This is a genomic window from Flammeovirga pacifica (assembly GCF_000807855.2).
GTDB classification, from domain to species: domain Bacteria; phylum Bacteroidota; class Bacteroidia; order Cytophagales; family Flammeovirgaceae; genus Flammeovirga; species Flammeovirga pacifica.
In genome coordinates this window covers 472,351-487,456 of the sequence record NZ_JRYR02000002.1, presented here as the reverse complement: position 1 = coordinate 487,456, position 15,106 = coordinate 472,351, and the positions used below count along the sequence as shown (strand labels likewise).

10 protein-coding genes are annotated in these 15,106 nt (G+C 31.6%); 3 read left to right on the top strand and 7 right to left on the bottom strand.

Features of this window, described 5'->3' with window-relative positions; genetic code table 11:
- Window positions 1-29 precede the first annotated feature (29 nt).
- Complete coding sequence (locus NH26_RS21120; RefSeq protein WP_044226294.1) at window positions 30-1,352, bottom strand: glycoside hydrolase domain-containing protein; 1,323 nt, start codon at window positions 1,350-1,352, stop codon at window positions 30-32.
- 430 nt (window positions 1,353-1,782) lie between these two features.
- On the opposite strand from NH26_RS21120, the gene NH26_RS21115 reads away from it, so the two are divergent.
- Both NH26_RS21115 and NH26_RS21110 read left to right on the top strand, forming a co-directional pair.
- Window positions 1,783-2,844, top strand: coding sequence for a PorP/SprF family type IX secretion system membrane protein (locus NH26_RS21115; protein ID WP_084812312.1), 1,062 nt, complete (start codon window positions 1,783-1,785; stop codon window positions 2,842-2,844).
- Window positions 2,845-2,855: 11 nt separating this feature from the next.
- Window positions 2,856-9,803, top strand: coding sequence for a PKD domain-containing protein (locus NH26_RS21110; RefSeq protein ID WP_084812311.1), 6,948 nt, complete (start codon window positions 2,856-2,858; stop codon window positions 9,801-9,803).
- A gap of 47 nt (window positions 9,804-9,850) precedes the next feature.
- On the opposite strand, the gene NH26_RS21105 is transcribed toward NH26_RS21110, so the two are convergent.
- The gene (locus NH26_RS21105) at window positions 9,851-10,264 is read right to left on the bottom strand and encodes a hypothetical protein (protein ID WP_044226289.1); all 414 of its coding nucleotides are present in this window, start codon (window positions 10,262-10,264) and stop codon (window positions 9,851-9,853) included.
- 155 nt (window positions 10,265-10,419) lie between these two features.
- Between NH26_RS21105 and NH26_RS21100 the strand changes: the two genes are divergently transcribed.
- Window positions 10,420-10,764 (top strand): TerB family tellurite resistance protein, encoded by a 345-nt coding sequence (locus NH26_RS21100; protein ID WP_044226288.1) that lies wholly within the window; start codon window positions 10,420-10,422, stop codon window positions 10,762-10,764.
- Between the two features lie 24 nt (window positions 10,765-10,788).
- Here the strand turns inward: NH26_RS21100 and NH26_RS21095 are convergent, their stop codons facing one another.
- The 5 genes from NH26_RS21095 to NH26_RS21075 form a co-directional block, all read right to left on the bottom strand.
- Complete coding sequence (locus NH26_RS21095; RefSeq protein WP_044226286.1) at window positions 10,789-11,544, bottom strand: class I SAM-dependent methyltransferase; 756 nt, start codon at window positions 11,542-11,544, stop codon at window positions 10,789-10,791.
- 143 nt (window positions 11,545-11,687) lie between these two features.
- A complete protein-coding gene (locus tag NH26_RS21090) occupies window positions 11,688-12,650 on the bottom strand; it encodes a transglutaminase domain-containing protein (RefSeq protein ID WP_044226283.1) in 963 nt (320 codons plus the stop codon).
- Between the two features lie 3 nt (window positions 12,651-12,653).
- On the bottom strand, window positions 12,654-13,271 hold the full coding sequence (locus NH26_RS21085; RefSeq protein ID WP_044226281.1) for an alpha-ketoglutarate-dependent dioxygenase AlkB family protein: 618 nt from the start codon (window positions 13,269-13,271) through the stop codon (window positions 12,654-12,656).
- A complete protein-coding gene (locus NH26_RS21080; RefSeq protein ID WP_044226393.1) occupies window positions 13,256-14,017 on the bottom strand; it encodes a LytR/AlgR family response regulator transcription factor in 762 nt (253 codons plus the stop codon). The genes NH26_RS21085 and NH26_RS21080 overlap by 16 nt, the downstream gene beginning before the upstream one ends.
- A complete protein-coding gene (locus NH26_RS21075; RefSeq protein WP_084812310.1) occupies window positions 13,998-15,059 on the bottom strand; it encodes a sensor histidine kinase in 1,062 nt (353 codons plus the stop codon). The genes NH26_RS21080 and NH26_RS21075 overlap by 20 nt, the downstream gene beginning before the upstream one ends.
- Between the last annotated feature and the right edge of the window lie 47 nt (window positions 15,060-15,106).

Sequence of the window (15,106 nt, the reverse complement as noted above, 5' to 3'; positions counted from 1 at the left end):
TATTTACGTACTATTTGATTTATTTCTGACTAAAGGCTCACTTTTAAAATTCCTCCTAGCAAAATTTGTTCTTCTGAAATGATATTATCCTCTAAAATATTACCGTTATAAGACACCTCATTGGGTGTTTTCGATCGATTCTTCTTTTCAATGACAAAATTTTTCCCATTGAATAAATCTATACTTACTCTATCAAAAACAGGAGCTGTGATCTTATATTTTTCACCTTCTAAAGGAGTTAACCCTATAGATTGTAAGGAATAAATCTCATTATTGATTGAATCATTTGAATAACTCACTTCATCGAGACTATTAAAATTTACAAACCCTGTTTTTAAAGTTTTTGATTTATTTTTTGATATTAATCCTATCAACGGATTTTCGATAAACAAGTTATCATTTTTAATTGGGCTTAAATGATGACTTTGATATATGCCTGTATAAAATTTAGATTGATTAACTTTTGATCCTCCTTCTAAATAAAATTTATCAAAAGTAGCTTCCCATTGATTTTGGGCATTATTTACTGCTAGTGAAAATGAATTATGTGACTCTGCTCTCAAATTATATTTTGCTTCTTCAAGCCCTTTTCTAGAAAAACCAACCTTTACTTCTACCGCTTCATTTCTATTGGTCTGAAAAGTCAAAATACCTTTTGTGTGTCGTCCTGTTACTTTCAATTTATTGGTTATCGATCTGTGATCAGCTATTCTAAAACTGCCATAATCTTTTGTGATTTTAATAACAAAATAAATTTTTTCTTTTTTACTCCCTTTCTGAATAATGTTATAACCCTGCAATTCTCTAGGCGAGGTAGTAAATAATTGTGATGTCACTACCTTTCCATCAGTTACCTTGTTCGGATCAATAATAATATTTGCCACATTAGTATCCGGAAATGTATATTTCTGAAATGCTACATTTTGACCCGTTGTTAATGCCGCTAAAGTCTTATTTTCAGGTAAATAGACTTCAAAAAAGCCCGGTTCAGCTATCACTGTCGATGGATCTACAATCATTACATCATCTTGTAAATCTTTAAATGATTTAATAGGCTTAACTGATGTAGTGATTGACAATTGTGCATGAATCGATTCATCATTTTGTGAATGATGAGTAACTAAAAAACCACTAACTAAAGAATCGCTTTTTGAATAACCTTTATTACCTAATAACATTTGAGTAGTCTTATTTGTAGGAATACATACACCATTATAGGTTGAATCCTCCCCCATAAAAACATCAACTAAATTAATTGGGCTTATGGTTTCAATAATTTGTTCTTCTTTTTCACAAGAAAGTATGATTAAAGAAAACAATAAAGATGTAAATAGTAATAAAAACTTCTTCATGAAGAAAGTCTATGATTTATAAAAGCAGAAACATGCACAATCATGCATTACTATGCAAGATATTTAGTCAAGTTTGATATTCAAAATTGTAGTGTAAATACTAATTTTTACTTTAGATTTATTTACCTAAAATTTTATAAAAATAATTACCTCAACCATCCAATAATTTATTGCATTATTGTCATTCAATCATCATTTAACATCTTATATCTACAATCAAAATACTGTAATAATAAATACTAAAATAATGTGAAAATTTACCTCTTTCAGTTCAAAATCTCATGATTAAAATAAATTAATTTCACATAATACTTTAGTAGTAACTAATTTATAAGTTTAGGTATGAAGATTGCAATATTTAACAATATCAACTAATAATATTAATTTACTAAGAATGTACTGCAAATAATTCTTGGTTAAATAATCAATAATGATACGGCAACTTCTAATAACATTAAGCTTGTTCTTTACTTTTTTTATCTGTTTAACTACTAACGCTCAAGACGCTCATTTGTCGCAATATTATGCTGCACCTTTGTATCTTAACCCCGCTTTAGTAGGAACCGCAGGTGATGGAAGAGTAAATCTAAACTATAGAAATCAGTGGGTAGGTATACCATCGAACTACTCCACTTTTATGGCTTCTTTTGATACACCAATTCCTAGTAAAAATATTGGAGTTGGAGTCACCCTACATGAGGATGTTATGGGTACCAATTCAGGAGCTCTTATGGATCGTTTTGTAATGAATGTGTCTGGTGGATATAATTTCAAGGTCAGTAAAGAGTATACATTAAGTTTTGGATTACAATTAGGCTTTGAGCAATCTTCATTAGGTTTCTATAAACTATTATTTGGCGATCAAATCGATGATGATGGTATCACCGGTGATCCAACCAAAGATAAGGTGGACAGAGAAAGTAAAATATACCCCGATGTTTCTACTGGAGCTGTCTTTTATGGTAAAGATTTTTGGTTTGGCATGTCATTTTATCACTTAAACCAGCCAAAAATCACTCGTTATTACAATGGTCAAGACTATTTACCAATACGATACTCAGTACATGCTGGGTATAGAATACCTCTAACATACCGTTGGCATGGAGCTGTTGGAAATTATGATGATCGTACTGTCAGCTTCATGATGCACTATCAATCACAAGGAAAAAAAGATCAATTAAGTACTGGAGTAAACCTTAATTACAAACCAATTATTCTTGGTGTTTGGTATAGAGGGCTTTTTGTAAAAGACAATGAAGACCCTACTCAATTTAATCACGATTCTATTGTATTTATGTCTGGAGTACAAGTCAAACGCTTCACTATTGGATATAGTTTCGATCATCCAATTGGAGGACTTCAGTTCGCAGAAGGTAATTCACATGAATTATCTGTACGCTATGATCTAAACTTCTATCCTAACTACAGAAAAAAGAAGAAAAAGGGTAAAGTCGGTGTGCCGACAGACAAATGTCCAATCCCTAATCTCTAACAACTAAAGTCATGAAATTAAGATTTTACTATATATTTTTTCCGTTATTACTATCGTTATTTACACTAACCAACGTCAATGCTCAAAAGTTAATGGCAGGTTCATCCCCTTCGGGAACTGATATTACAAATGGCACAATTGAAGCCTGTGATTTCTTACAAACTTCTTTTTACATTGATGATGAAGGATTAGGTGCAATATCAAATTACAGTTGGGATTTAGGTAATGGAAACAATTCCAATCTTGCAACGCCTACGGATACCTATTTAGGATCACCGTCAAGTATTGTCGATTATGACATCTCTGTTACCTTTACACAAGGAGGTGCAACAAAAACATTAACTGGTAAAGTAAAAGTAAAACCCATTCCAAAAATAGAATTTGAATCTAATGTCGAAACAGCTTGCGATGGAGCTACAATAATATTTACCAAAACAACAAATATTGATCTCGCATTTTACGAATTTATTATAGATGGTAAAAGCTATCAAGATGGTCAACCAACATCACAATTAGCTCCAAATCCTGCTGGATATGATGTTTATCTTGTTGGAGAAACATTGGATGGTTGTAAAGTGGAGACGTTTAAACAAACGTATATTAATATTACTGAGAAAATATATACTAATATTGATCCTCCTTTAGTAACCACATGTCAAACATCATTTTCGCAAACATTTACAGCTGAAACATTTTTAGTTAAAGACGACTCCCCTGCCGCTGATGTAACTTATACTTGGGATTTTGGTGATGGAAATACATCTACAGATCAAAACCCAACACATACTTTTGATATTTCTAATGGAAAAGAGTACACAGTAACTGTTACATCAACCAACGGTGGATGTTTCGATGTAGCAACAACAAAAGTAATTCTTGGTGTTTCGGAAAATATGTTTGATTTTGATATCCCTACATCTTTTTGTGCTACCTATCCTGTTACTTTTAATCCTCAACTTCCGAATGAATTAAATGGTGAAAATATCTCTTGGGATTTTGGTGATGGCAATAGTGCTACATCAAGTATTCCTGATAATATTGTTCATAATTTTTCAAACACTACGGGAGCAGCTGTTATTTATACAGTTACTGCTACTTTAGACAATGGATGTTCTTTTTCTAGAGATATAACAGTACCTCCTATGAGTTTATCCGATATTTCTATAGTAGCAGATAATACTATGTTTTGTTCGGATAATTTCTCTGTTAACCTAAGCATTAATAATCTACATGATGTCTCAAATTATTTTTGGAGAGTAAAAGAAATTGGTGGAAATGATTTCAATAATAATCCTACGCCAACCTATAGCTTTACTTCTACAGGAACTTATACAATTCAATTATTTGCTAATGACAATGGGCAATGTCTTATTGATGAAATTGAGGTAACTTCTACTGAAATCAATACAAATATAGTAGGTATAGGCGCAGGCTTTAATTGTGCCCCTTATTCAACTACATTATCCTACAATTTAACACAAGGTGGAAATAATTATACTGACAATTCTATATCTAGAACATGGACTGTAGTAGGTCGTGTAACTGGTACTACTTATTCTGGCACAGGAACGACAATGTCATTAACAGGTATTCCTGGTGATACTTATGATGTTACTGTTACCATCAATTTTGGTGGAGGTTGTACATCAACAGATACTGCGGTTATAAATGTTGGAGAACAGATTGATTTAGATTTCACTTTCTTCCCTGGCCCTAACATTTGTAATAATACAGATATCAATTTTACGAATACTTCCGATAGAAAAGGTATTCCTGATGCAGATATTCAATACTTCTGGGATTTTAATGTTCAAGGAGCACCCAATTGGCAACCTGCAGGTACAGTCAATGGCAACGCCACTAATAACTATGATGATCTTGATGAGGGAACTTATACAATAGGATTTTGGGCGATACATAATGGCTGTGAATCAGTTCCTGTGTACAAAACTATTGAAGTTATTACACCTTATGCCAATTTTGATATGAACATGACTCAATTATGTGATCCATCTTCTATTGAGTTCAATAATAATTCAAATGTAGGTGTTGGTGGTGCAGGCGATTATACTTGGGATTTTACTGTCACTGGTTCAGGTGGTACAAGGTCCACTCAAATTGTAACTAATGATGCTAATGAGGACATACCTAATCATCCTAATTTTATTGGTTTAAATATTACACATGGAGACCAAGTAAGAGCAGTTTTATCAGTACAAAATACTGCATCTATTCCGTCTGTTACTCCTCCCAACTTTTGTTCAGATGATTATGAAGTAATATTAAATATCCCTAATAAACCTCCTCCTATGAATCCTAGATGGAGAGTTGAAGGTAATAATACATACAACAATCCTACTCAATTATGTTCAGGTACTCAACTACGTTTTGATCCTGATGTTAACAATAACACCTATCCAGCTAATTATGTTTGGGTGTTCACCAATACAACCACTGGAGAAGTATTAACTAGAACAAATAGAAGACCTCGTATTACCTTTAATAATGGAGGTGATTGGGAATTTGAAGTCACCGTAAATTATAATAATTCAGGTTGTACAGAAACAACTACAGGTGGTCCATTTACTGTTTATGAAATGGAATTCAGGATAGATGATGATATTGACAATGTATGTGTTGGTGAACCGATTACTTATTTTGTAGAGCCTGGATTTAAACTTGAAGCTCCTAATATTACTTGGGAATGGCTAGTTGATGGAAATGTTGTAAAAACCGGTAGTAGTGCAACAGTCGAAAATCTTGTTTGGATTTACAATGATGTGCTTTCTCCACAAAGTGATAGGCACAGAGTACGCTTAAGAGTTTCTTCTGATGTCTGTGATGTCACTTCCAATGAAGAACGTACTAGAGTAACACAACCTATTTTAGATTTCTCTAAACCTGTCGAAGATTACATAGATTTCGTTTTTAAATGTGATTATATCGAAACATATATTGATGCTAATATTAATGACAATACAATATACGATCGAAGTCAATCTATTTTTTCTTGGGAAATAGAATACCCTGATGGAACAAAAAATAATGTATCACCTGATAATATTGATAGTAACTATATTTTCAGGTTCGATTCTTTTACTTTGGGAACTTATAAAGCGATCCTCTCTGTTTCTGATCGAAACGGATGTACTGCAATTGATAGTATTACTTTCGATGTTCCAGAACTACCACTTGGAGCAGCTGATTTCACCTCTTCAGAAGAGGAGTTAGCATGTCCTGGCTTCATCAATTTTACTGATATAGCAGATGGATCTACTGGAAACACATTAACAAGAATTGATGCTGATGGTAATAATGTTCCGATTGAAAAATGGGTTTGGAGTGTAGTCATTAATAATACTACAACATATACTAAAGATGATGATCAAGGAGTCTTTAGTTACTTTTTTGAACCTGGAGATTACAAAGTAAGTATGTCTGCACAGGATACTGAAGGGTGTATTTTATTTTCAGATACTCTTGAGGTGAATGTTGGTGGTGTAAAAGGTGACCTGTATATCCAAAAGAAAATAGGTTACGAACCTCTCACCACAATGATGGAAGCTATTCCTGCTAGTGTTTCTGGAGATATTCAAAAAATAGAATATTTATGGACTTTTGGTAATGGTATAGCCGGTGATGGTATAACTCCTACCGTAGACTACCAGCCTAATTGGGATAACTTAGGTACAGACTACGCTACATACAATCCATTTTTAATTTTCAATTCTACTATAAAATTAATTGATGGAAGGTTAGTGAGTTGTAGTTATAAAGCTGAAGAAGACCCTCTGAATTTTGTTACTGTATTGAAACAACCTGAAGTAGATTTAGAGGATATTTATATGTGTATTTCAGAAGGAGATACTTCCATAAATTCTTTTGATCCTAACTTTAAACTTTCTGATGTAGATAGTGCTAATTATAGTTACAAAAGTGAAATTTTTTATCAATGGTCTGTAGACGGAGTTTTAATTCCAGAAATCGATGGTGGAATGGATTCTACTATTACATTAACGTATTGTACAGATACTACTAATTGTGGCTATTTTGAAGTCAATCCAAATGATGAAAATGGAAGAAATTATACGCTTGAGATTTGGTTAGATGCTGAATATGTAGATAAAATAAACCCTATATACAATCATACTGATACAAAAGTGGGGTATTCTACAAGAACATTCAATATCAAATATGATCCCGTACCAGTAGCCGTTTTACCTGATTTAGCTCCTATTTGCTTATCAGATTCTATTTACATAGAAGCTAATGATTCTGGTTTTCAGCCCTATACTCGAGGAAACATCACTAATTATCACTGGAATATCACATCTTCTAATGGTTATCTTAAAGATTCAACAACAACCACTTCTATTTTAGGAATTATCTTTCCTGAGGAAGGAGATTATGATGTTCAATTAACCGTTGAATCCGATAATATTTGTGCTAACTCTTCAGTAACCAAAACATTAAGAGTTAAGCCTCTACCTGTTCTAGATTTTGAGGCTCTTGAAGTTTGCTTTGAAAATGAAATGGTATTTGAAAACCTTTCAACTTTCGAGGGTAACTTAATTACCACAGATCCTACCATAATACAAGAAGTAAAATGGTATTTTGATACTAACAATCATCCTGATCTTATAGGTTCTATGGATGTAAGCCCCACTCATTTATACGATGAACCTGGTACTTATAATGTAAGGTTGGAGGTGTATACATTGGAGGGATGTATGGATGTATTTGAAAAAGAAGTAATTGTTAGAGAATTACCAACAATTACCTTAAGTGAAAGTAGATATATTTGTTATGGTGATCAAATCACATTAACAGTAAATGGTGCTACCTCTTACGAATGGTCTACTGGAGCAACTACTCAAGAAATCACTGTTAGTCCTACAACTGATTCTATCTTTGTTGTAAAAGCATGGAATGAATTCAATTGTTTAACGATAGATAGTGTTTCCATCTTAGTGATTCCTGAAATAAAAGAAAAACAATCAATTTTCGTGGCTTGTGAAGGAGATGAAATAACATTTGATGCTAGAATAAATGATTACTTAGGTACTGTTGAATCTTTCGAATGGGTAGAAACAGGCGATACTTCTCCTACTTTAACCGTTTCTTCTGCTGGAGATTACACAGTCATAAATACGGTAACAAGACCGGATGGAGGTACTTGTACCTTTACAAAGGTATTCACTGCTAGGTTTAATTCACTGCCAGAAGGTTTTAGTCAAGATACACTTGTTCATTGTTTTAATAGTGGTCCTATTACTATTAATGCACCTAATGGAAATAACTATACGTATTTATGGGAATCTGGAGAAACCACTGCATCGATTTCAAAAAATCTTCCTGGTACCTACACAGTAACCATTACAGATACTTCAGATACCACTAATTGTGCAACAACAACAAGTATTCTTGTTGTAGATCCACAAGCAGAAGCTTCATTCACTTCGTCATCTGTTTGTTTTGGAGCAATCACTGAGTTTACTGCTAATTATGAAAATGAAGATGGTTTAGAAGTTGAATATGCTTGGACTTTAAGTAATTACGAAACTATAATTACTGATGAACCTGTTTTATCGTATGAATTCCCTGATTTCGGTCAACATGATGTCACACTTATTGTCACACCTGTAGGAGGCTGTTCTTCTTTACCTGTTACAGAATCAATAACCGTATTCCAACAACCATTGCCTTCATTTAATGTTTCTGAAATCTGTATTTTTGATGAAGCACAATTTGAAAACACTTCAGAATATAAAGGTGGAGAATTAGAAAGTGACCATCCTGAAATTGCATCCATAGAATGGGATTTCAACTATAATGGTACTACTCCTAATTTTACATCCAATAGCTTTTCTCCTAATAATCCATATAATGAGGTAGGAACTTTTGAAATTCTTTTAAGAATAACAACAATTAATGGATGTATTCAAGATATCACTCAATCTCTTATTGTACATCCTGTTCCAACTATAACGCTTACAGATGATTTATTTCTTTGTGAAGGAGAAGAAACAACCTTAGAAGTAAGTGGTGGAGAAGCTTATTTATGGGAAGGTCTTAATAGTACTAATCCTAAAGTAAATGTTCAACCGACAGAAGATCAAACCTACGTTGTAAGAGTTACTTCAGCTGCTGGATGTGTATCTTATGATAGTGTGACTGTTCACGTAATACCTCAACTGCAATTAAAAGATACTTATTTTGAAGTTTGTGAAGGAGAAACAGTTGAACTTAATGGTAGAATTGAAGATTATGATGGAGTTGGTCAAGATTTCATTTGGTCGACTGGAGAAACATCTGAAGTGATTTACGTCTCGTCTCCCGGAGAATATACGATAAGTAATACAGTCACTCATGAAAGCGGTAAACAATGTCTATTAACTAAAACTTTCGAGGTAGTGCACCGTTCGCTTCCTCCTGAATTTGCTGTTAAAGAAAGAGTCATCTGTTTTGAAACTGAAAGACAAATTGAATTACAGGCACCTGAAGGTAGTGAGTTCATCTATTATTGGGAGGGTACAGGAGAAACTTCTTCTAGCGTTTCAAGGTCTGAAGAAGGTGAATATTCTGTCATGATCATTGATGCAGCTTACGACACAGAATGTGAAACAATTACTTCTGTTTTTGTAGATGACATTTGCCCTCCTAAATTAACGGTTCCAAACGCATTAACACCCAATTACGATGGTATTAATGATGAATTTTTAATACGTTCTAAATATGCTATTGATATTAAACTCAACATTTATAACCGATGGGGAGAAATAATTTTTAGTAGAGAATATACTGATTCTTCAGAAGCAAGAACAGAAGGAAATGGTTGGGACGCCACCTACAGAGGAAAATTAGTTATGAGTGGTGTTTACACCGTAGTTATAGAATACTCAAGTGAATTAGATGGTGAACACCATAGAGAAACCACCGCACTAACAGTAATTCGATAATAATAAAAAAGCCATCTTTGAGAATTTCAAAGATGGCTTTTTTATTATTATAAATTTTCAATAGTATGATGCATGATTAAATAATGCAATTCTTGTACATCGGTTCTATTAATATCTGTCATATCAAAATCCCAATCGTGTCCATTAACCATTGTAATTGATAAAGTATTGTTACTTAAGTTAGAAGATTGAATTTGTTTGTATAAAAATCGAATACCCTTTTTAGTATTTACCTTTATCAAAATACCATTTTTTGTAGTTTCAACATAGTTTTTCCAAAACAACAATTTCATTTGATAGGTCATCAAAATCACAAATCCTAATACCATAAATATGTTGTTTAAGTATTCTGGAAAATCTGTTTGTATAAAATTTCCACCTATAAATACGAAAAGCATTGCCACACCATAAATCACACTTTGAAATAATGGGTTTACTTTATAAAACTTTATTCTCTTCATCAGATAGTTGTCATTTGTTTATTTTACAAAAATAAGATGCTTTTGTCAGATTCTAAGTTTAAAAGTAAAATCTAAACTAGAATTGGATCATTTCTTATCAAATTTTGTTGAAATATTGATAGATACCCTTTTTAACCTATTAATATAAATATGTGATGATTGCTGATACTGCACACTTAAATGAATTTAGTTACAACGAAAAACTCTCTTTTACCAAAGTATTAGAGAATATGATTCATGCCGACTGTAAAGTTGAAGATGAAGAAATTCTCTATTTTGAAGAGTTTAAAAAAAGAATCAACTTGAATGATGAGTATGTGATAGAAGCTAAGAATATGGAAACTCAAAAATGTATTGACATATTAAAATATATGAGTAATGCTAAGAAACAAATAGTATATGAGTCATTAATCGAGTTAGCCAATGCCGATAATGAGTTTCATCCTAATGAAAAAGTGTTAATCGATAACATATGTCAGCTGATAAAATATACACCATAAATAAGGCTCCCCTTACTTTAAATACTATTCTTCCTTAATTCCGATTTTAAGGAAAACAGGAAACACTACTTCTCGTTTCTCCTTCTCTCCCCAAATTGGAGTTAATTTTTTCATTAGATCAGCTACAGGATCAACCGTAGGGTTTGATTTCAAAAATGTTTGTACACTTGTCCAAGTATGTAAATACCCATACAATTGTTCTAAATCCCACTTAACTATCATATCTACATCACTTACTTCTTTCACTTCTGTAAAGCTGAAGGGAATATCTTTATATTCATTTTCAAGAATTTTTCTTTCTTTATCCCAATAAGGACCAATCACTTCATAATAAAAGTACCTGATCATCTCATCAATTTCATTATTCACTTTAAATAAGTTATATCCAAAATAGGCAATAACACCATCTGTTTTTAATAGGCGATGTGCTTCATTATTAAATAATTCCAGATCAAACCAATGTGCTGCCTGAGCAATAGTGATTAAATCAAAATATTCATCTTTAAACTTTGTCTTTTCTGCACGGCTTTCTATATACCATATATTTTTTTCTGACACCGCATTATTTATTTGATTCTTACTGATATCAATACCAATAACATGATCAAATTTCTTAGCTAAATATCTAGCGGCTTGTCCGTTACCAGTACCGCAATCTAAAGTGGCAGAAGTATCCTTTATATATTTATAAATGGTGTCAAAAAGAGCTTCAGGATATTTGGGTCTAAACTTTTTATAAGTAGAAGAAGTGGTCGTGAATCTATCAATAACTTGTTTCATTGGTAATAGTTTATGGATCAGGTAAATTATATTTATTATAAGAATGATTCATTTCAAATCTAACAGAATTAAATTGTTCTTATATCTTAATACAAAATACCTTCAAATAAATAAAGTTGCAAATTATAGTAACTTAAATTCCTCTATTTCACTAGGTAAGTAACAATACTCATGTTTTTATAATAAATCGTAAAGTAGGTAGAATTGGGTGAAGAAGATGGAACTTCAATATATAATTTTCCATCAATTTCTTTCATCTTAATATCTAAAGCATACTTACTATCATCATAGGCAAAAAGTAAATCTTTCTGGATAGTTAGAGGGGATAAAATGATTTGAAAACTATTACTCTTTTTTATTTCTTTATTTAAAGGTGCTATCAATTTGATATTTGTAAAAAAGTAATCTAGGTAAAATAAAGGATAATCATAAAATTGTTTTTTTGAAATTGAAGTCAATTTATATTGCTCCTGCTGTGGGTAATGATTTAAAATGAACCTGTTTGGAGGCATCATAAAGTAGACATCTGAGTAATTTTTCACAAACTTTAGTTGATTATCAATACTACCAGCACCCCATGTTGTATCTACTAAAAATTTCTCCCCATTGATTGTAATAATATTCCATGCATGATCACCTTTAACATCTTCAGAAAAAGTTTTATTTAAATCAGATAAAAATGATTTACTCTCCCCTTGCACTGTAATACATTCTATTTCCGATTTATGACAAAGAATTTCAAAGAGTGTTGAATACCCATCACATACCGCCTTCCCCGATTTAACAGCTTCAATCGCTTTATCATTCCTAAACGCTCTCAGTTTTTGTTCTTTTTCTTTTTCTGTTTTATAAGTAAATCGGTAACCAACATTTCCTTTTTTCCAAGCATCTACATCATATGAAATAGTACTAGAAATGTAACAATAAATTGCCCTTGCTCTCACTATTGGTTTTTGGTATTTTGCATTAATCTTATTAGATAATTTATCTATGTTTTTCTCCTTTAATAAATGATGAATAACATATTGATCTACCTCCTTTAAATTTTGAGAGTGAAGATTTGCACAACAAATCAACAATAATAGTAATACAAATTTTAATTTCATGAATTAAGTGATAATAGTTCGAAAAGTTAAATTAATTCTCGGGGTATCGATTCGTTTCGTTTTTGGTAAGGCGTGCATCCATTTATCTTGAATTTCGCCACTCATTAATAATAAAGATCCATTTTCTAAATTGATATCAATTCTTTCTTTTGATGTTTTGTGTTTAAAAGAAAACTTTCTTTCGGCACCAAAGGATACAGAAGCAATACACCCGTTCTTTTTTAATTCTTTTTCATTATCACTATGATAGGCCATTCCTTCTTCACCTGAATGATAAAGATTAAGTAAACAAGAATTGAAAGACTCTTTAGAATAATGCTCTACCTTATTTAAAATATCCTGTAAAAAAACAGGGAATGGATGTGCTCTTTTAGTACTTTTTGAATAGGTATATTCATAATTTTTTAAACCATACCAACCCACTTTTCTTTTGGTGATAAACTCTTTCCCAAACATCTTTATCACATCATTTTCCCATGCTATTTTATGGAACAGATTATTATAATAATATTCCTTCTCTTCAGCAGAGAAAATTGATGGATAATATTCTAATTTACCATCGTAGGGTAAGATATTTAATTGAGGGGTTATCATATATATATTACCTACTTCACCATCCATTGTTTAAATTTACTCACCTTTTCTTTAGGTATAATCACTTCTAATTGACTATCACTTTTTAATCTTAGAACCCATTTCCCGTTATAATGAGGTTCAATACTCACTACCCCATTAACATTCACAATAAACTGCCTGTTTATTCTAAAGAAATCAACCGGATTTAATTCTCTTTCTAATTTATCTAATGTCATGTCTATCGTTCCAGAAACTCCACCGTCCTGATGTACATAAACCGTCTTATTTTCTGACTGAAAGGCATGAATCTCTTTAACGGATGCAATACTTAAATTAGTCGGTTGATTTATCCATATACGATTTCTAAATGATTCTTCTTCATTTTCAATTTTATCAGAAATAACAGAAACAGTATCTTGAGAAATCGAATTGATCATTTTATTATCAAAACGATCTAAAGCTAACTTGATATGATTTTCATTAATTGGCTTCAAAAGGTAATCAATACTATTCACCTCAAAAGCTCTTAAAGCATAGTCATTGTAAGCCGTTACAAAAATAATAGGGATATTTACTTCGACTTCTTTAAAAATATCAAAACTTAAACCATCTGTTAATTCAATATCAGAGAAAATTAAGGACGGTCTTTCTTGATTACTCTTGAAAAATTCTATGCCTTCTTCTACAGATTGTATTGGGAATAAGAATTCACAATTACTCACTGTTTTTTCTATTATATTTTTTAGATAACGTTGTGCCGGTATTTCGTCTTCAATAATTAAGATCTTCATATTCTTTTGTTTCATCAATAAGTGGTAAAATCACTTTAAAGTAATCTTCTCCTTCTTCCACGATAACTTCTTCTTCTAAAAAGTTCTTATAAGCTTCTTTGAGAAAAGTTAAGCCAATTTTATAAGATTTAGGTTTAATAGATTTTAATTGTCTATTATTTTGAACTTCTACTAAACCATTTTCAATTTTTATAGCAATTTTTAGGGGTTTTCGTAAAGTAGCCGTATTATGTTTAAAACAATTCTCTAGTAATAATTGAAGTGCTAATGGAGGTATTTTTTTTGACATTTGAGTAGAATCAATCTGCGTTTCAAACTTTAAACCATCTCCTAATCGTACTTGGTGAATACTTATGTATCTTTTCATAAACTCCCACTCTTTTTCTAAAGACACCAAATCAATATCCTTACTATCCAACACATAGCGATAAATACTCGATAAATCCAATACAAAATCTTTTGCAGACTGAGGATTATAGTCAATTTCTGAGACAAGTACATTCAAACTATTAAATAGAAAATGTGGGTTCAATTGAGATTGTAAAGCCCTATTTTCCACCTTAAGCTTTTCTTTTTCTAATTCTGCTACTTTTAAAGAAGAGGTACTCCATTTTCTAAGAAAATCATCTGTTACGGCTAATGAAGAATAGAGTAATAAGAAAATACATTGATTAATTGCAATTACAGTTTCTTGTTTTCTAAAATGAAATGGGTTTTCTTTTTCATTAATTATTCCCAATAGAACGATGGATATATAAAAGAAAAAGAAACTCAAAAATATGACAAACACTAATTCTAAAATAATTCTTAATTGAGGTTTATCCCTAATTTTCAGTCCTCCTAAATACTTAGATATTTTTTTACTTACGTATACCGTTCCATTAAAATAAACAAGATAAATATAGGTTATTGGGTACAAAAACATTTCACGAATATAAAAATCGTCTGTTACCGACCAATAAGTAAACAGAAACAGTATAATTGATACTGAGAATGTTATTATTGGCGATAGCCAAGGAGAATCTTTTTGGAGTAAAATCATTTACTGGATTATTTAAAAAGAGTATACCATATGAAATCCTCTATTTG